20 protein-coding genes and 1 other RNA gene are annotated in these 18380 nt (G+C 48.5%); 8 read left to right on the top strand and 13 right to left on the bottom strand.

The window, feature by feature from the left end:
- Window positions 1-162: 162 nt before the first annotated feature.
- The 6 genes from XMD579_RS02970 to smpB all read right to left on the bottom strand — a co-directional run bounded on the left by XMD579_RS02970 (window position 163) and on the right by smpB (window position 4793).
- Window positions 163-1608, bottom strand: a complete 1446-nt coding sequence (locus XMD579_RS02970) for a phage/plasmid primase, P4 family (protein WP_173505785.1) — start codon at window positions 1606-1608, stop codon at window positions 163-165.
- Entirely contained in the window at window positions 1608-1802 is a 195-nt protein-coding gene (locus tag XMD579_RS02965; RefSeq protein ID WP_173505784.1) for an AlpA family transcriptional regulator, read from the bottom strand. The genes XMD579_RS02970 and XMD579_RS02965 overlap by 1 nt, the downstream gene beginning before the upstream one ends.
- A gap of 121 nt (window positions 1803-1923) precedes the next feature.
- Window positions 1924-2553 (bottom strand): hypothetical protein, encoded by a 630-nt coding sequence (locus XMD579_RS02960; protein WP_173505783.1) that lies wholly within the window; start codon window positions 2551-2553, stop codon window positions 1924-1926.
- A complete protein-coding gene (locus XMD579_RS02955; protein ID WP_173505782.1) occupies window positions 2534-3727 on the bottom strand; it encodes an integrase arm-type DNA-binding domain-containing protein in 1194 nt (397 codons plus the stop codon). Before XMD579_RS02955 ends, XMD579_RS02960 begins: the two co-directional genes overlap by 20 nt.
- 186 nt (window positions 3728-3913) lie before the next feature.
- Window positions 3914-4273: a transfer-messenger RNA gene (gene ssrA, locus XMD579_RS02950) on the bottom strand.
- Between the two features lie 43 nt (window positions 4274-4316).
- Window positions 4317-4793: an SsrA-binding protein SmpB gene (gene smpB / locus XMD579_RS02945; protein WP_173480194.1), complete on the bottom strand. Its 477-nt coding sequence runs from the start codon at window positions 4791-4793 to the stop codon at window positions 4317-4319.
- Between the two features lie 113 nt (window positions 4794-4906).
- On the opposite strand from smpB, the gene XMD579_RS02940 reads away from it, so the two are divergent.
- Window positions 4907-5338: a type II toxin-antitoxin system RatA family toxin gene (locus tag XMD579_RS02940; RefSeq protein WP_173494981.1), complete on the top strand. Its 432-nt coding sequence runs from the start codon at window positions 4907-4909 to the stop codon at window positions 5336-5338.
- An 8-nt stretch (window positions 5339-5346) separates the two neighbouring features.
- A complete protein-coding gene (locus tag XMD579_RS02935) occupies window positions 5347-5646 on the top strand; it encodes an RnfH family protein (RefSeq protein WP_173482670.1) in 300 nt (99 codons plus the stop codon).
- Window positions 5647-5677: 31 nt separating this feature from the next.
- Here XMD579_RS02935 and XMD579_RS02930 read toward each other — a convergent pair whose 3' ends face one another.
- Window positions 5678-5998 (bottom strand): outer membrane protein assembly factor BamE, encoded by a 321-nt coding sequence (locus XMD579_RS02930; RefSeq protein ID WP_173480197.1) that lies wholly within the window; start codon window positions 5996-5998, stop codon window positions 5678-5680.
- Between the two features lie 67 nt (window positions 5999-6065).
- Window positions 6066-7742, bottom strand: coding sequence for a DNA repair protein RecN (gene recN, locus XMD579_RS02925; protein ID WP_173505781.1), 1677 nt, complete (start codon window positions 7740-7742; stop codon window positions 6066-6068).
- Between the two features lie 166 nt (window positions 7743-7908).
- Between recN and grpE the strand changes: the two genes are divergently transcribed.
- The 5 genes from grpE (at window position 7909) to dapB (ending at window position 13405) form a co-directional block, all read left to right on the top strand.
- A complete protein-coding gene (grpE, locus tag XMD579_RS02920; RefSeq protein ID WP_173505870.1) occupies window positions 7909-8499 on the top strand; it encodes a nucleotide exchange factor GrpE in 591 nt (196 codons plus the stop codon).
- Between the two features lie 105 nt (window positions 8500-8604).
- Complete coding sequence (gene dnaK / locus XMD579_RS02915) at window positions 8605-10530, top strand: molecular chaperone DnaK (RefSeq protein WP_173489029.1); 1926 nt, start codon at window positions 8605-8607, stop codon at window positions 10528-10530.
- Window positions 10531-10644: 114 nt separating this feature from the next.
- Window positions 10645-11772 (top strand): molecular chaperone DnaJ, encoded by a 1128-nt coding sequence (gene dnaJ, locus XMD579_RS02910; protein ID WP_173480200.1) that lies wholly within the window; start codon window positions 10645-10647, stop codon window positions 11770-11772.
- 3 nt (window positions 11773-11775) lie between these two features.
- A complete protein-coding gene (gene cysE, locus XMD579_RS02905; RefSeq protein WP_173494985.1) occupies window positions 11776-12573 on the top strand; it encodes a serine O-acetyltransferase in 798 nt (265 codons plus the stop codon).
- 22 nt (window positions 12574-12595) lie between these two features.
- A complete protein-coding gene (gene dapB / locus XMD579_RS02900) occupies window positions 12596-13405 on the top strand; it encodes a 4-hydroxy-tetrahydrodipicolinate reductase (RefSeq protein ID WP_173505780.1) in 810 nt (269 codons plus the stop codon).
- 175 nt (window positions 13406-13580) lie between these two features.
- On the opposite strand, the gene XMD579_RS02895 is transcribed toward dapB, so the two are convergent.
- From XMD579_RS02895 to XMD579_RS02885, 3 genes are all read right to left on the bottom strand, one after another.
- Window positions 13581-14813 (bottom strand): glycine betaine/L-proline ABC transporter ATP-binding protein, encoded by a 1233-nt coding sequence (locus XMD579_RS02895; protein WP_173489032.1) that lies wholly within the window; start codon window positions 14811-14813, stop codon window positions 13581-13583.
- Window positions 14806-15702 carry a proline/glycine betaine ABC transporter permease gene (locus tag XMD579_RS02890; RefSeq protein WP_173482989.1) on the bottom strand — a complete coding sequence of 299 codons (897 nt, stop codon included), beginning with the start codon at window positions 15700-15702 and terminating at the stop codon, window positions 14806-14808. Before XMD579_RS02890 ends, XMD579_RS02895 begins: the two co-directional genes overlap by 8 nt.
- A 77-nt stretch (window positions 15703-15779) precedes the next feature.
- Window positions 15780-16775 carry an ABC transporter substrate-binding protein gene (locus XMD579_RS02885; protein ID WP_173482988.1) on the bottom strand — a complete coding sequence of 332 codons (996 nt, stop codon included), beginning with the start codon at window positions 16773-16775 and terminating at the stop codon, window positions 15780-15782.
- A 203-nt stretch (window positions 16776-16978) separates the two neighbouring features.
- Here XMD579_RS02885 and XMD579_RS02880 point away from each other — a divergent pair, with 203 nt between their 5' ends.
- Window positions 16979-17461: a MarR family winged helix-turn-helix transcriptional regulator gene (locus XMD579_RS02880; protein WP_173480206.1), complete on the top strand. Its 483-nt coding sequence runs from the start codon at window positions 16979-16981 to the stop codon at window positions 17459-17461.
- Here XMD579_RS02880 and XMD579_RS02875 read toward each other — a convergent pair.
- Both XMD579_RS02875 and XMD579_RS02870 read right to left on the bottom strand, forming a co-directional pair.
- Window positions 17455-17772 (bottom strand): helix-turn-helix domain-containing protein, encoded by a 318-nt coding sequence (locus XMD579_RS02875; protein WP_173480207.1) that lies wholly within the window; start codon window positions 17770-17772, stop codon window positions 17455-17457. The two genes, XMD579_RS02880 and XMD579_RS02875, sit on opposite strands and share 7 nt — an antisense overlap.
- Entirely contained in the window at window positions 17772-18353 is a 582-nt protein-coding gene (locus XMD579_RS02870) for an NUDIX hydrolase (RefSeq protein ID WP_173505779.1), read from the bottom strand. The genes XMD579_RS02875 and XMD579_RS02870 overlap by 1 nt, the downstream gene beginning before the upstream one ends.
- Between the last annotated feature and the right edge of the window lie 27 nt (window positions 18354-18380).

Below are 18380 nucleotides of genomic sequence, written 5' to 3'. Positions count from 1 at the left end.
ACTGTATTAAGTATCTGTTTTATATGTGTTTTTATGTATTATTTAAATAATATATAAGGGTTCGTTATCTAGAAGGTTTTGGCTGGGGCGTGGAGTGACAGCAGTTTGCAGCTTGTACTTCACAAAAAAGTTAACTGTAAATTGCCGTCACTCGTGTCACTCTCATTCGATCAAGCGGTATTGATCATCGAATTGAATGCCCTGGTAACCGCGATCTTTGTTAGATCTGTATGGGCTCACCTGGCCTTTCATGTGGGTATCGAAGTACCAAGCAATGCGTTTGCTAAAGCCCTGTTTGGTTTCTGGGTGTTTAAGGTTGGTCTCGCACCATTGTTGGTAGTATTCAAAAAGCTGTTTGGTTGTTAGTTTTTGGCCAGGTACAGACTTGGTGTTTTCTTGAAGGAATTCAGAAACTGAATCCAGGTCACGCCTGTAGTTGTCACGTTCATCAAGTACCTTTTTAGGGGTCTGAATACCGTTTTTACGCCAGTCAGCAAGTCCAGCTAACGCCCAATTAAGGATGCCAGGTAGTTCGTCTTTGAGCTTCACAAGGAGGTTTTTATCCTTTTGTGAATCAGGCACTACATGACCAAACTCAATAAAACGGAATCGACGCCAAAAACCCTCATCATTAATGTTTCCGTATGGCTTATCGTTGCCGTACATCACTACTTTTGCGGTAGATTTGAACGTGATTGGATTGCCACGAAGGAACCTGCCAGTAATCTCTTCATCACCAGAGATTGATTTCAGCATCTGTGCATTGAAGGTTTCGTTATCGTTGGTTTCATCTGTAATAGCTAGTCGTGAACCAGCTAGCGTTGCTAGGCTTGCATGAGCGCCTAGGTTTAGTGCACTGCTTTTTTTCTGCATGAAGCTATCAGATGAAGCTTTAACGCCGTAGGTACCTAGCAGGGATTTAACCAAGTCGATAAACGTTGATTTTCCGTTAGCGCCTGTTCCGTAGAAGTAGTAGATCTCCTGTTCTTTTGTGCTAGCGGTTAGGAAGTAACCAACAAGGCGTTGCAGGTACTTGATCATATCCTGATCACTCTGCATCGAGGTAGCCAGGAAGCTTTCCCATAGCGGGCATTTAGCGTCTGGATGGTATGTTGTGCCCAATGACTTCATGACTAAGTCGCCTGCTACAGCTGGTCGAGTTGAACCTGCTTCAATGTCGTATACCAAGTCCTGAATGCCAATAAGGTTATGATTTGCGTTTAGCTTTTTTACACCCTTTGCTGTTCTGATCTGTACGACCTTCAATACAGCATTCACCTTGCTTTGGTTCATTTGTTTTTTCAGCCATGCTGGATCACTTGCTTCAATCTCTGGGTATTCACCGTGGAAAATATCGAGAATGATTTGGTAGTAGAAGTCCCAAACTAGGTTTTCTGCATCTTCAGCTTCATGCCAAACGCCGTTCTGGAATACTTTCCACTCTTTGCGAGCGGTATCAAACAGAATGTTGTCCTTGTGCTTTGCTACAAGTAATTCAGCAATAATTATGTTGTGCTCCCCGTCAAGAAGCTTTTCCGTGATCTGGTCAGTGTTAACTCCAGTTGTCGGAGCCGCTTCTAGGATGCTAGTTGTGTTTAGAGAGTTCATTACGCTGCCTCCTGATCACGAAGGGCGATGCGAGATTCAATCCACTCTTCTAGTTCTGATTGAACCCAAGCGCTTGAGCGCTCGCTTAGTTTGATTGGTTTTGGGAATGCGCCTTGCTGAGCAAGGGCGTAGATGTATGAACGTGATAGGCCGGTAGTGGCGATTACGTCTTTAAGCTTTAGTAGTTTAGGCATGATATGCACCTTTTCCTTTTCGAATTGCGCCGTCATTCGGCGTAGGTGCATTACAAATTTTTAGAGGGGTTGCTCCCTCACAGGTGGGGGAAGAGGATTCCCCAGGTGGGGAAAGTCCTAATTAGTTCTTTTGTGTCTCCAGGTACTTCATGGCTTCAGCAAGCAAGCGTTCATCGACCTTGCTGAGGCCGTAATTGTTAACGTCTAATTCTGATGCTAGCTCCAATAACAACTCCTTAATCTGGCTCTTATTGGGGCTTGTGCCTGATGCATACTTGGGGCTTTTGGCTAGGTGGTGCATTAGTAGTCCGATTACTTTCAGAGCCGTGGTGGATGGTTGCTGGATTGTTTGTTTTTGGTCATTCGTAGCAGCCATAACGCCCTTCCTGAGATACAAGTCTTCTGCGGTTATTGCAAAATCATCTTCATTTGGAAAATTGATTACCTCAAAGCCAGCAGGACTATCAGAATTAAGAACCTGGCTCAAAGAAGTCTTCCCGGTTATCCATAGTTCTTTAATTACGTGTTCGGATAGAAGTATGGTATCCCCTATCTCGAAATCTTGGACGTAACTTTCATTTTTTACAGGACCACGCCAGGGTTCGGTGTAATGGAATGTGACAAAAGTCATTTCTGGTATTACGTAAAATATTTCAGTCCCGCCATCTAGCGCTTGGTGCATTAAAGACTTAAACGTAATTTTTTTGCTTTGAATATGGTCGGATATCGCTTCAAGGTCTTGTAGATTCATTCTTTAACTCATCTAGGTAGTCTGCCCAGTGTTGCATCATCTCAGTTCTTTGAGCTAGGTGCTTGGTGCGGTTATAAGCACGTCCGTTAGGATCTTTAACGACGTGGGCAAGTTGCTGTTCGATCCACTCTATCCTGTAATCCAATACTTCGTCTAGAAGTGTCCTTGCCATAGCTCTAAAGCCGTGGGCTGTCATCTCTTCGTTGCTATATCCCATTGAACGTAACGCTACTCTCAAAGTGTTTTCTGACATGCATCTAGAAGCGCCGCGGGTAGAGGGGAAGATGTACTTTGATTTTCCTTTCAATGCATCAAGTTGATCTAAAATTTCTCTAGCTTGGCTACAGATCGGAATGATGTGCTGTTGTTTAGTCTTTTCTGAAACTAGCTCAACACGGTTCTCATCAATATTAATATTTGACCATTCTAAGTGTCGTAATTCACCCGGGCGGCAAAACCATAGTGCTGAAAGCTTTAGTGCAGACTTTACATGAATTGAGCCTGGGTACTCTTCAATAGCTACTAAAAGCTTACCAACTTCCTTAGGGTCCGTTATAGCGGAAAAATGTTTTTTTATTGGAGTCTTTAGTGCTGATTCAAGACCTTCAGTTGGGTTTGAAGTTGTCATGCCTATTATCTTTGCGTGATTGAATATTTGGCTGGCAATTTGCTTTGTTCGGTGTGCAGTTTCTATAGCCCCTCTAGATTCGATGATTCTTAAAGTTTCTAGTAGGGTAGGTGTATCAATGTTTCCAATATCCAGTTGCCCCAGTCTTGGGATTAAGTCGTTTTCTACAGCTCTGGTAACGCGCCTTTGATGCCCTTCTGACTTGTCATGCATACGAGCCTGAAACCAGTCTCTAGCTACAGCCGAAAATGTGTTGGATTCGTTTGTTGGTGTTCCTTTTCGTTTTGCCTTTTTGGCTGCACTAGGATCTATTCCATCTCTTAATAATTGACGTGCTTTTTCATGTTCAATTCGAGCAGCTTTTAAAGATATTTCCGGATAAACCCCAATAGCTAGCTTCTTCTCCTTCCCATCGAATCGGTACTTGTAACGCCAGTATTTTCTACCAGTCTTTGTTACTTCAAGATAAAGGCCCTTCTCATCGGACAGGCGGTAGGTTTTTTCTTTTGCTTTAGCTGCTTTGGCTTGAATGTCTGTGAGTGGCATGAGGCGTCTCCAAATTATTATCCGGGGGCTCCAAATGTATCGCCCAAAGGAAAGGCCCCCTGATGAGCCCCCAAGATCGTCTGGATGGTAGTGGATTTTGGAGGATTGTATAGGAAGGAGAGTATCCCCAAGGCCCTTTAATTTCAAGGCCTTGAGGACTTCTTAGGACTTTCTAAGATTTGAATTTGGTGGAGGTGGCGGGTTTCGAACCCGCGTCCGTCAATCCTCTGCCTCAAGCTCTACATGCATAGACATCTCTATTGAGTTAACCCGTCACGAGCCGAGAGTCAGGCTGTTATGGGCGAGCCTTTTTGAGTTTTAACCCTTTGCCTTAAGGCGAAGTCTCCGGGCGATTCTATCTCATATGACACTGCCGAAACTCTGAGTTATAGACACCTTAGAGGGCAGCGCTAGCAGGCTTAGGCTGCTAGAGCGTAGTTATCGTCGTTTGCAACTATAACTGTGTGATGAGGGATTTACGAGAATCATCACATTCTCGACATGCACCTAAGGGTTCGCAATCGGCGTCGAATCCAAGTCACCCCCAGAACTGGCCAGTATAGCGTTTGCTATCTGGGTTACAAGAACTCTATTGGTTCTTGCTTAGAACACGCTGCTTTTCACGGTTCCAATCGCGCTCTTTTTCAGTCGCACGTTTGTCGTGAAGCTTCTTACCTTTTGCTAAACCGATCTCACACTTAATTTTGCTCTCTTTCCAGTAGAGGCTCAGTGCAACACAGGTGAAACCTTTGGCTTCGACTGCACCGGCTAGGCGGTTCAGTTCTGTGCGGTTTAGAAGCAGTTTGCGTGGTCTAACCGGATCTGCAACAACGTGTGTGCAGGCGGTTTTTAATGGCGAGAAGTGGGCACCTAATAGCCAAGCTTCACCGTTTTTAAAATCGATGTAAGACTCAACCAGTTGTGCGCGGCCTTCGCGTAGGCTTTTGACTTCCCACCCGGTCAGCACAAGGCCAGCTTCGAATTTATTTTCGATGCTGTACTCGAATCGTGCACGTTTATTTTGGCAGATGGTGTTTCCGCCAGGAGCTTTCTTCTTTTTTGCCATGCGGCGGATTATATAGAGCTGTTGTAAGCAAAGGAAGGAATCCTCTTGTTCAAAGCGTATATAAACTGGACAATAAGCAGCTTGTAACTGTTATTTGAGACTTGCCACCCGTTATGACGGTCGTAAATAGAACCGCCCTTGTATTACACACCGCTGAGCAGATGTTTGATCTGATCAACGATGTGCGTCGCTACCCAGAGTTCCTGCCTTGGTGCTCTGGCACGGAAGTGATCGCTGAGAGTGATGATATGCTCGAAGCGACACTGAAGCTCGCTAAAGGGGGGCTTAGTTATGATTTTACGACGCGTAATCGTCTGGTCCGTCCCGCTTCAATGACCATTGGTTTGGTTAATGGCCCCTTTAAAAGTCTTGAGGGGGTTTGGACGTTCACTGAGTTGTCAGATGAAGCTTCTAAGGTAGAACTCAATCTCAGTTTCGAGTTTGAAGGCAAGCTAACTGGAATGGCGATGTCTAAAGTGTTTAATAGTGTCGCGACAACTTTGGTGGATGCCTTTGTGTCGCGCGCTGATCAAATTTACGGATGAGGTGATCAGTGATTAATGTTGAAGTGGCCTATGCTCTGCCGACTGAGCAGAAGATCATTGCTCTGCAAGTAGAAGAGGGCACAACGGCTTATGATGCGGTTGTTCGCTCGCGCATTGCTGAGCTGTATAAACAGATCGATATCAACAGCGACCCAATGGGTATCTTCAGCCGTGCGATCAAGGACCCTAAAGCAGAGGTCTTGCGTGACGGTGATAGAGTAGAGATCTACCGCCCGTTAATTGCTGACCCTAAAGAGGTTCGCGCTCGTCGAGCAGCCGAAGCTAAAGCCAAAAAAGCCAACTCGTAAGTTGGCTTTTTTGTATTCGTTGAGCTCTGCGTTACTGAGGTTTCAGATCGCCTTCCAAACGCACCAGCTTGTCGTTTTCAAAGTAGACGCGAAACTGACGTAGCTCTACCACTTCATCCTCTTGTACCAACTGGAAGACATAGTCCCATCGGTTCTGGTTGAAGGTATCCGTTAACAGGGGTGTTCCTAGCACATAGCGAACTTGGCTCGGCGTCATTCCAGGGCGAAGCTGATCTACCATCTCTTGTGTCACCTGGTTGCCTTGCGGAACATCCATTTTGTACACGCCTGGAAAGGTTGTACAGCCGGTCACGAGAGTAGCAAGAAAGGCAGAGATGATGAGCTTGCGCATGTTCAGGTTGTTCCTGTTACTGTTCAAAGTGGCTTTAGTTTACACGCCACTGTTTGAATCGACCAGTCTATAGCGCGCTGGTCAGCATCTCTTTAGCGTGCTCAAGGGTGGTATCAGTCATCTCAAGTCCACCCAGCATTCGAGCGATCTCATTAATGCGCTGATTTTCGGTGAGTGGTGTGATTTTGGTCTCAACCGAACCGGTGTCTGCGCCTTTGCTGACAAACAGGTGTTGGGTTCCTTGTGAAGCCACCTGAGGTTGGTGTGTGACACAGAGAATTTGTGCTCGTTCACTCAATTGACGTAACAGCCGTCCAACGACTTCGGCAATGCCTCCGCCAATACCGACATCGACTTCGTCAAAAATGAGTGTCGGGGTGTCAGTCGTCTTAGCCGTTACAACTTGAATCGCAAGGCTAATTCGTGACAGCTCACCACCCGAGGCAATTTTGGCCAGCGGTTTTGCGGTTTGGCCCTGATTGGTATTGATCAGGAACTCAATCTCTTCCAAGCCCTGAGCCGTAATGTATTTAGGATCGATATCACTCAAACTGGCTGTGAAACGCGCGCTGTTCATGCCCAGCATGGCAAGTTGTTCATTCACCTCTTTATCAAGCTGTTTGGCTGCTTTGCTGCGCAGCTTGCTAAGTTGGCGGGCTTTCTCAATCAATGCGGCATAAGCCGTCGCAACCTCTGCTTCGAGTTGCTCTAAGTTCTCATCGACGTGTGCCAAAGAGTCGAGTTCAGTATTTAGTTGGTCTTTTAATTCCGGTAACTGCTCTGGTGCAATGCGGTGCTTTCTGGCTAGATCGTAGATGCTGGTTAAGCGATCTTCCACCTCTTGTAGGCGCTCAGGGTCCAACTCAACGCGTTGAACAAAATGGCTCAGCTCGCGTTCGGCCTCTTCCACTTGAATCAGAGCGGCGTTAAGCATCTCGGCGGTCTGCTGAAGGGCAGGAGAGTCCGCTTCAATGTCGCCCAACAGGTGCAATGCTTGGTTGAGTATTGCCGTGGCGTTGCTCTCTTCACCCTCACTAAGAAGCATCTGGATCTGTTGGCCACTGTTAAGGATTGACCCTGCGTTGGAGAGTATCTTCTGCTCCTCTTCTAAGGCTTGCAGTTCACCTGTTTGAGGGTCTAAACGGTTGAGCTCTTCCGTTTGATAGCTCAGCAGTTGCAGTTGCGCATTCGCCTCTTCACTCATGTCTTGAAGGCGTTTCAACTCACTCTGCTTTGATTGCCACTGGGTAAAGAGTTTACGTACTTCCTGTGCTGTCTCATTGGCTTTGGCGTAGTTGTCTAGCAGGGTGCGGTGAAAATCACGCTTTAATAGTCGTTGGTGTTCGTGCTGGCCGTGTATATCGACAAGCAGCTCACCCAGCTCTTTGACGCGGTTCAGTGGGCAGGGGTGGCCATTAATATAGCTACGGCTGCGACCGTCGGCACTCAGTGTACGGCGTAAAATACACTCGTTAATCTCTTCCGACTCTAGCTCATTCGCCTCTAACCAGCGTTTCGCTTCGGGTAGTGCTTGTATATCGAACGCGGCGCTAATCTCAGCTCGTTTTGCCCCTTCTCGAACCGAGTCGGCTTCAGCGCGTTTGCCTAAGGCTAATCCCAGTGCATCAAGCATGATCGATTTACCGGCACCGGTCTCACCGCTGACGACGGTCATTCCCGATTTCAGTTCCAGGTCGAGTGTCGAGACGATCGCAAAGTTTCGAATGCTGAGTAGCGTTAACATGGCTTAATACCTGTTTGGATATACAGTTACTGTATTTTTAACCAATGTTTGTGAATTAGGCAACAGAAAAGTGCAGTCTTAGGTCAAAAAAGCGCGTGGAAGGGTTGAATTTCAGATGGTCGATACCACATAGGAGACAAGATTGAATGATTCTGGAGATAACACCATGGCGAATGAAGATCAGACACACCAAGATCAGGTTGAAGAGAGTCAAGTTGACGCGACGGCTGAAGAGAATCTTGTAGAGCCTGAGCTGGTTGAGACGGAAGAGCTGACCGTTGAATCCCTTCAAGAAGAGCTAGCCGCTGCGAATGCGACGATTGCTGAGCTGCAAAAACAGCTGGCAGAGCTTGAACCTCGTGCCCAAGCGGAGATCGCTAACCAGCGTCGCCGTGCCGAGGTTGAGGTGGATAAAGCGCGTAAGTTTGCCGTTGAAAAATTTGCCGAAGAGCTACTGCCGGTCATCGACAGTTTAGAGCGCGCTATTGAAGCGAGCCAGGTCGAAGATGAGGTGGTTAAACCGCTTCGTGAAGGCGTTGAGATGACGCACAAAATGTTCATCGATGGCGTTGCTAAATTCAATCTAGAAGTGGTCAACCCAGAGGGTGAGGCGTTCAACCCAGAGCACCATCAAGCGATGTCGATGGTTGAAGCGGAAGGTGCAGCACCAAACTCTGTCATTGCTGTGATGCAGAAAGGCTACCTACTTAATGGTCGCCTAGTTCGTCCTGCGATGGTGATGGTTGCTAAAGGTTAATACCTTTTTACAAACCAGACTTGATATTTGAAAGACCACACCCATATAGGGGTTAAGGTAAAACAGTTTTAAACACCCAGTGCGGTGTCATTAGGAGATTTAAACATGGGTAAAATCATCGGTATTGACCTAGGTACTACCAACTCGTGTGTAGCAGTACTTGAAGGCGATAAAACTAAAGTTATTGAGAACGCTGAAGGCGATCGCACCACTCCGTCGATTATTGCTTACTCAGCAGAAGGCGAAACTCTGGTTGGTCAGTCGGCGAAACGTCAGGCAGTTACTAACCCAGACAACACTCTATTCGCGATCAAGCGTCTAATCGGTCGTCGTTTTGAAGACGATGTTGTACAGAAAGACATCAAAATGGTGCCTTACAACATCGCTAAAGCGGACAATGGCGATGCCTGGGTTGAGGTAAAAGGCGAGAAGCTAGCACCGCCTCAGATCTCTGCAGAAGTTCTTAAGAAGATGAAGAAGACTGCTGAAGATTACCTAGGCGAATCGGTAACGGAAGCGGTTATTACGGTTCCTGCTTACTTCAACGACTCTCAGCGTCAAGCAACAAAAGATGCGGGTCGTATCGCAGGCCTAGAAGTTAAACGTATCATCAACGAGCCAACCGCTGCAGCACTTGCATACGGCATGGATAAAGCAGCCGGTGATCGCACGATTGCAGTGTACGACCTAGGTGGTGGTACTTTCGATATCTCGATCATCGAAATTGCAGACGTTGATGGCGAGCACCAGTTTGAAGTACTTGCAACCAACGGTGATACATTCCTAGGTGGTGAAGACTTCGACCTTGCGGTTATCAACTACCTAGCAGACGAGTTTAAGAAAGAGTCTGGCATCGATCTACACAACGATCCGCTAGCGCTACAGCGTCTAAAAGAGGCGGGTGAGAAAGCGAAAGTTGAGCTTTCATCGGCACAGTCTACTGACGTTAACCTGCCTTACATCACTGCGGATGCAACAGGTCCTAAACACTTGAACGTTAAACTGTCTCGTTCGAAGCTAGAGTCACTGGTTGAAGATCTTGTACAACGTTCACTTGAGCCATGTCGCATTGCACTGCAAGATGCTGGCCTATCCGCTTCTGAAATCGACGACGTTATCCTCGTCGGTGGTCAGACTCGTATGCCAATGGTGCAGGCGAAAGTGGCTGAGTTCTTCGGTAAAGAGCCACGTAAAGACGTTAACCCAGACGAAGCGGTAGCGATGGGTGCTGCGCTTCAGGGTGCGGTACTGTCAGGTGATGTGAAAGACGTTCTTCTACTGGACGTAACACCACTGACTCTAGGTATCGAAACCATGGGTGGCGTTGCTACACCATTGATCGACAAGAACACGACTATCCCTACGCGTAAGTCGCAGACCTTCTCGACAGCGGAAGACAACCAGACAGCGGTAACCATTCACGTTGTTCAGGGTGAGCGTAAGCAAGCGACTCAGAACAAGTCGCTGGGCCGTTTCGACCTTGCCGATATCCCACCAGCACCACGTGGCATGCCACAGATCGAAGTGACCTTCGACATCGATGCTAACGGTATCCTAAACGTTTCTGCTAAAGACCAGGCGACTGGCAAAGAGCAGTCGATCGTTATTAAAGCCTCTTCTGGTCTAAGCGATGACGAAGTTGAGAAGATGGTTCAGGATGCCGAAGCGCACGCTGAAGAAGATAAGAAGTTTGAAGAGCTAACGGCAGCTCGTAACCAAGGTGATGCCATGGTTCACACAGCACGTAAGACGCTAGAAGATGCGGGTGATAAGGCTTCTGATGAAGAGAAATCGAACATCGAAGCAGCCATCACTGCACTTGAAGAGGCGTTGAAAGGCTCTGACACTGCAGAGATCACAGCAAAAACTGAAGCGCTAACAGAAGCGGTTTCGGGTGTTGCTCAGAAGATGTATGCAGAGGCTGCACAACAAGCAGAAGCTGGCCAAGGCGCTGAAGCGGAAGCAGCTCGCGATGCAGGCGATGACGTTGTTGATGCTGAGTTTGAAGAAGTCAAAGACGACAAGAAGTAAGCTTAGCAAGCAATAACGAGAGTTAAGACTCTCACAAAATCGTGTGTCAGCGCGGGGGTCTTTACTCCCGCGTTGTCATATTCACGATAGCGTAATTACAGGTTTACACGCAGTATGAGCAAGCAAGATTATTATGAACTCTTAGGTGTCTCTCGTGATGCATCTGACCGTGACATCAAAAAGGCTTACCGTCGCTTAGCGATGAAGTATCACCCTGACCGCAACCCGGATGACGAGGCGGCTGAACTCAAGTTTAAAGAGATCAGCGAAGCGTACGAAGTACTGTCGGATGCGCAGAAGAAAGCGGCCTACGATCAGTATGGTCATGCTGGGTTGGGTGGCCAAGGTGGTATGGGCGGCGGCTTTGAAGGTGGCTTCTCAGATATCTTTGGCGATGTCTTTGGCGACATGTTCGGTGGCGGCGGTGGTCGTGGTCGCGGTCGTTCCAGCGTGCGTCGCGGTGCCGATCTGCGTTACAACCTCGATTTGAGTCTTGAAGAGGCTGTGCGCGGTTGTGAAAAGACGCTAAAAGTTCCTACCTACGTCTCTTGTGAAACCTGTGATGGTAGCGGCGCTAAGAAGGGCACAACGGCTAAGACCTGTGGTACCTGTGGTGGTGCCGGTCAGGTCCGTATGCAGCAAGGTTTCTTTGCGGTTCAGCAGACCTGTCCAACCTGTCATGGCGAAGGCAAAGTCATCTCTGATCCTTGTAATGTCTGTCACGGCCAGGGCCGCACGCAGAAGACCAAGACATTGGAAGTTAAGATCCCAGCGGGTGTTGATACCGGTGATCGTATTCGTCTATCTGGCGAGGGCGAAGCAGGAGCCCACGGCGGCCCTTCAGGCGATCTCTATGTTCAAGTGAGTGTTAAAGATCACCCAATTTTTGAACGCGACGGTGCCAATCTCTACTGTGAAGTGCCGATCAGCTTTGTCGATGCGGCGTTGGGCGGTGAACTAAACGTGCCAACACTGGATGGTCAGGTTAAACTGAAGATCCCGGCCGAGACACAGACTGGCAAAATGTTCCGTCTGAGAGGCAAGGGTGTGAAGCCAGTGCGCGGTGGCGCGTTGGGTGATTTGATGGTTCGCGCGGTTGTTGAAACTCCGGTCAGCCTCACTTCACGTCAGAAAGAGTTGCTAGAAGAGTTCCGTGACTCTACGGAAGAGCACCAGAAACATGGACCGAAGAAGCACGGCTTCTTTGATTCAGTAAAAAAATTCTTTGAGGATATGACCTAAGTTATGGGTGATCAGGCGGTTGCAGAGGTATGGCAAGCACTTCAGAGTGAGGCGAGTACATTAAGTGCTAACGAGCCGCTTCTGTCGAGTTTCTATCATACGACGATAAACAGCCATCCGACCTTGCGTTCGGCACTCTCTTATCTGTTGGCTGAAAAGCTGTCGGATGATGTGGTGCCGGCCGTGGCGATGCGTGAGATCTTTGAGGTCGCTTATGAAGCGGACCCTAAACTGATCGAAGCTGCCTGTGCCGATCTCCTTGCCGTCTACACGCGTGACCCTGCAATCCGTGACTACAGCACGGTACTGTTGTACTTAAAAGGGTATCACGCGCTTCAATCCTATCGAGTGGCTAACTATATGTGGCGTCAAGGGCGTCAATCCTTGGCAAACTATCTACAGAGTCGCATGAGCTCAACCCTGCAGGTTGATATTCACCCCGCTGCTAACATCGGTCAGGGTGTAATGTTTGACCACGCAACAGGCATTGTTATCGGTGAAACTTGTGTCATTGAGAATGACGTCTCGATACTGCAATCAGTGACCCTAGGGGGTACCGGTAAGGAGTCGGGCGATCGACATCCGAAAATCCGTGCTGGGGTTTTGATTGGCGCTGGTGCTAAGATTCTTGGCAACATCGAAGTCGGCCAAGGTGCCAAAGTGGGTGCAGGTAGTGTGGTTTTAGAGCCTGTAGAGGCGCATACGACGGTAGCGGGTGTCCCTGCCAAAGTGGTGGGTTGCCTAATGAGTGATATGCCAGCCTTGGATATGGACCAAGGGCTGAGTGTCACTGACGAATAGATTTTTAGTTAAGGAAAAAGAGATGACACGTATTGCCATCACGGGTGCCGCAGGGCGCATGGGGAAAACATTGATCGAAGCTGTAGACGCGGCAGAGGGTGTGACCCTAGGCGCAGCCATTGTGCTTCCTGATAGTTCTTTGATCGGTGCCGATGCAGGTGAGTTGGCAGGCGTGGGTCGTCTGGGTGTCGCAATTACTGGCTCGTTGGAGACTGTGACAGACGATTTTGATGTATTGATCGACTTTACTAGCCCAGAGTCGACCCTTGCTAATCTTGAGATCTGTAAAGCGGCCGGTAAGTCGATGGTGATTGGTACGACGGGGCTAACCGAGTCGCAGAAGGCGAAGTTGGCAGAGGGCGGTGAGACTATCTCAATTGTCTTTGCGCCGAACATGTCTGTTGGCGTAAACCTCTGTTTCAAACTGCTTGAAGTGGCTGCCAAGGCTTTGGGTGATGATGGTGGATACGACATCGAAGTGATCGAAGCACACCACCGTCATAAGGTGGATGCGCCATCAGGCACAGCATTGCGTATGGGTGAAGTGGTTGCCGATGCGCTGGGACGTGATCTGAAAGAGTGTGCGGTCTATGGTCGTGAAGGTCAGACCGGTGCGCGCCCTGAAAAAGAGATCGGTTTCGAGACCATTCGTGCTGGTGATGTGGTTGGTGATCACACTGTACTCTTTGCCACAGAGGGTGAGCGAATCGAAATTACCCACAAAGCGTCTAGCCGTATGACCTTTGCAAAAGGCGCTGTACGAGCAGCAGGTTGGTTGTCAGGCAAGGGTGCAGGTTTGTTCGATATGCAGGATGTTTTAGAGCTTCGTTAAGCCCGCTCCAGAGAGTTGAGGACTGTACTTTTCCTACCGCTCTCTGATAATATTTATCTGTTGTTGTTCCTTTTATGGGCCCGTGTCGAGTTACTCGCACGGGCCCTGTTTTATTCAGGGCGAAAAAAAGCCAGCTACATGAGCTGGCTTTTTTGTGTCTGTATCAATGGGCTTGTTAAACCTTTTGATTCTCTACAGATTCTGACTCTGTTTCAGAAGAGTCGACCAGTACTTCCGCCAAGCTTGAGCGAGATAGCTCACCTTGCAGCTGGCCCTCCTCATCCACAACAGGGATTGGGTGATCCGCTTCAAGCGTCTCCGGGATAACCGTTTCAAGTACTGCATCAGAGGTGATGGTCGTTGTCTCGGTTAGATCGGCTTCTTCCCAAGTGGAATCTGCATTACCGCCCTTAGCTTCCTCTTCAAGCCATTCTTGAGTGACGGTGCCTTGGTAGCTACCTGAATCGTCCACCACGTGACCGTAATCGTAAGCGCCTCTCTTCATCTCTTTCAGCGCTTCACCGATGGTTTCAGCTGTAATACGGTGTTCCGGCTCCTTCATAACAGTCTCTACCGTCAATGCGCGGGCACGGTTCACATCCTTAACGAACGCTTCTACGTATTCATCGGCAGGGTTAAGTAGAATCTCTTCTGGCTCACCTTGCTGGACCAGCAGGCCATCTTTAAGAATCGCGATACGATCACCTAGGCGTAGTGCTTCGTCCAAATCGTGCGTGATGAAGATGATGGTCTTATTGAGCTTGTGTTGCAGTTCAATCAGTTGATCCTGCATCTCTGAACGGATCAGAGGATCCAGTGCCGAGAAGGCTTCATCCATCAAGAGGATTTCAGCATCAGTACAGAGTGCGCGAGCAAGACCAACACGCTGTTGCTGACCACCCGATAGCTGGTTTGGGTACTGCTCTTCATAGCCTTTCAGACCAACCGTCTCTAACCACTCAACCGCTTTCTGCTCACGAACTGACTTGTCGACACCTTGGATTTTAAGCCCGTATGCGACGTTATCGAGTACTGTGTAGTGAGGCATCAAACCGAAGCGTTGAAACACCATCGACATCTTGTGACGACGGAACTGTTCAAGCTCCTTAGTGTTGAGTTTCATGACGTCGGTGCCTTCAACAATGATCTCACCCGCAGTCGGTTCAATTAGGCGGTTGAAGTGGCGAATCAGTGTTGATTTGCCTGAGCCGGATAGGCCCATGATGACAAAGATCTCACCGCGTTTGATTTCGAGATCGATCTCTTTAAGACCGACGGTGTGGCCAGTTTCCGCTAGGATCTCATCCTTGCTTTTACCCGCTTTAACCATCGGCATAACGCTTTCTGGTTTGTCGCCAAAGACTTTGTAAAGATCTTTAACCTGAATCAATACGTCTGAATTACTCATGGCCACCTCCTAGGTGCGCCTGAGTGCGCTTTCCGTATGCCTGTGAAACGCGGTCAAAGATGATCGCAAGTACAACGATGGCTAAACCATTCAGAAGACCGATGGTGAAGTATTGGTTGGTGATCGATTTAAGTACCGGTTGCCCAAGGCCTTTTACACCGATCATAGAGGCAATAACGACCATGGCGAGCGCCATCATGATGGTCTGGTTGATGCCCGCCATAATTGTCGGCATCGCCAACGGCAGCTGAACACCTAAAAGACGCTGACGTGGGTTAGCACCATAGGCCGTCGCTGCTTCAAGTACCTCTTTATCAACCAGGCGAATACCCAAATTGGTTAAGCGAATTACAGGCGGGATAGCATAGATCACTACCGCGATCACGCCAGGGATACGGCCAATACCCAGAAGCATAACGACCGGGATCAGGTAGACGAAGGCTGGCATGGTCTGCATGATATCGAGCATCGGAGTGACAGTGGATTGCACGCGGTTAGATCGCGCCATGGCAATGCCGATTGGGATACCCAATACAATAGAGATCAGTGTGCAGACGGTGATGATACTCATGGTCCGCATGGTGTCGTCCCACATGCCAAAGTAGCCAACCACAACCAGGGATACAGCAACGCCGATCGTCAGTTTAGCTGAGCGACTTGCAGCATAGGCAAGACCAGCAATGACACCCAGAACCAACCACCAAGGGCTGTTGAGTAGGAGTTTTTCAAACCAGATTAAGAAGGTAAGAAGCGGATCAAAAAATGCTTCGATAGAGTCGCCATATTCACGTGAAAAGTCACGATATGCACCGTCCATCGTTTTGCGAAGCTGCAGTAGTGAGCTTCGGTCCATCTCAGGAATATCCGTTAACCAGGATTTCTCTGCCATAGATACCTCTTGTTATTACACAGAAACGCCTCGCTTTTATTCAAAGCGAGGCGTGAGTATAACGCAGTTGTTAAGGATTAAAGAGCGCCTTCAACCTTAGCCGCTTGATCAGCTGTTAGCCACGTTTTCCAAATGTCTGCGTGCTCGGTTAGGAAGTACTCAGCTGCGTACTCACCATCTGCTTGGTTCTCATCCATCCACGCTAGAAGGCTGTTAAGCTGTGGGTTTGTGAAAGAACGGTTAGCTAGGTACTCAGCTGCTGCTGGAGCGCGATTAGAGAACTCAGCAGTTGTGTATGTGTAGACAGGTGATTCAGGGTACATAGACGGTTTTGGATCCTGACAGTCTGCTTTGTAGATACAGTCGATGAAATGCTGCTCATCAACACCTGAACCGAAGTCCACTTTAACCATCTCGTACTTACCAAGAATCGCTGTTGGTGCCCAGTAGTAACCGAACCAACCTTGGCCGCGCTCGTATGCACGTGCAATCGAACCGTCTAGGCCTGCTGCAGAACCTGGATCAACCAGTTCAAAGTTAGCATCGGCTAGGTTAAGTGCTTTGTGAAGGTTGCCTGCAGTGATCTGACAGCCCCAACCAGAAGGACAGCCTACGAAACCTGCTTTTGAATCATCTTCTGGGTGTGGGAACAGTGCTGCGTTTGCTTTGATACCCTCGATTGTTGCAAGGCTTGGATCCTTCTCAACCATGTATTTAGGTACCCAGAAGCCCTCTTCACCGCCATCGCTGAAGACTTTGCCAGCAACCGATAGTTTGCCTTCTGCTACCGCTTTCTCTAGACCCTCTTTGAAAGAGTTAGTCCAAAGCTCAGGTGCGATGTCTGGCTGCTGTTTCTCAATCATTGACGTTGAAGTCGGAACGGTGTCGCCAGGAACAACTTCAGCGTTACAGCCAAATGCGTGCTCTAGGATGAAGCGGTCAACGTTGGCGATAAATGTTGCTGATGCCCAGTTCATGTCGGCAATCTGAACGTCACCACAAGACGCGTGTGAACCTGCAAATGCAGTTGAGCTAGCGGCTAGCAGTGATGCAGCAAGAATCTGTTTTTTCATGTGTCTGTTCCCATTCGTTTTCAGTTTCTTATTAGGTTATTAACCTGTCGTGATGAACATCCTAACAGGTCTAATTATTAGAGTTCAAATAATTATAGTTGTAATTATTTAAATAGTGATTGATGATGAAAAGGGGATGGGCTATAAATGCGCCCGCTCAGCAGGTTGTTAATCGTGCTACTTATCTCAATGACAGGCTTTACATGACAGACATTCAGCAATCACAAGATGTACTCATTGCTCTACGTAAGATTATTCGTGCGACGGATATTCAATCAAAGCGTATTGCGAAGAGCTGTGGCCTCACCATTCCGCAGGTAATGGTGTTGCGTGCAATTGGGGATCTGGGTGATGTGACTGTTAAGACGCTGTCGGAAAGCGTTTCACTGAGTCAGGCGACGGTAACGACTATTTTAAACCGCTTAGAGCAGCGCGGTTTAGCGGTGCGTGTTCGTTCAGTGACCGATAAGCGTAAAGTAAATGCGCGTCTGACCGAAGAGGGTGCTTCTACCCTTGGTTCCGTTCCACCACTTCTGCATGAGCGTTTTGAAGAGCGCTTTTCTAAGTTATCTGAAGCGAAGCGATTCCAGGTCGTTAATACCCTGCAGGATCTTGCTCAGATGATGGATGCTGAGGCGATCGACGCTTCGCCGCTTCTCGATTTGGCGGCGACGGCGAATCAGTAGTCGAGCTGAAGTTTTATCTCTAACGATTCTGCGATTGATTCAATATTCTGGTTAACCCAGTCTGGATCAATACAGCCCCACTGATCAATGCGGTAGACGCCCTGGTTATTCAAAGCCCCCTCAGTTTGTTGAAATGAACACTCGATCGACAGATCATCCAGATCTTTAATGGCATCCTGCAGTGTCCGTCTTGGCATGCCTGTGAGTTTCTGTAGGTGGGTGAGGTTGCCTGGGTGCTGATCAATACACCAAGCGATCAGCAGTTTGCGTTGGAAGGCTTTGGCCGCTTTGCTCTCTTTTAACACTGGCATTAAATGTGAATCTCATGCTGGGTGGTCGATGCGTTGTTCTGCTCGTTGTGGCGATCGATACTGATTCTGTGGAAGTTAAACGGCCCGCCAGCGTTTCTCTCTTTAAAGAACAGACGCAGTGCGTTGCTGACCGTCGGGAAGGCGATCTCATCCCAAGGGATCTCATCTTCGCTGAACAGTGCGACCTCATTGGATTCTGACGTCGTTGAAAAGCTTGGGGTGCGCATCTTGGCTAGGAAGAAGAGCTGCAGCTGATTCACATGCACAATGGAGGTGTGGGTGTAGAGCGAGATAATATCGACTTCCGCTTCAGCCTCCTCCCAAGTCTCACGCATGGCGCCCTGTTCGGTCGTCTCACCATTCTCCATAAAGCCTGCCGGTAGGGTCCAATAGTTTTTGCGTGGTTCGATGTTGCGACGACACATCAATACCTTGTCCTCCCAGATGGGTAGGCAGCCGGCGATGATTCTGGGGTTGGAGTAGAAGATCGTCTCGCAGTTGGGGCAGACGTGTCTGGGAAGGTGGTCACCCTCTGGAATGGTCCATTCAACAGGTGTGGCGCACTCGCTGCAGAACTTCATCGAATCTCCTATCTTTTGCGTAGCTTT

The organism is Marinobacterium sp. xm-d-579 (genome assembly GCF_013282935.1).
GTDB lineage: Bacteria > Pseudomonadota > Gammaproteobacteria > Pseudomonadales > Balneatricaceae > Marinobacterium_E.
This window is presented reverse-complemented; position numbering and strand designations above follow the sequence as displayed.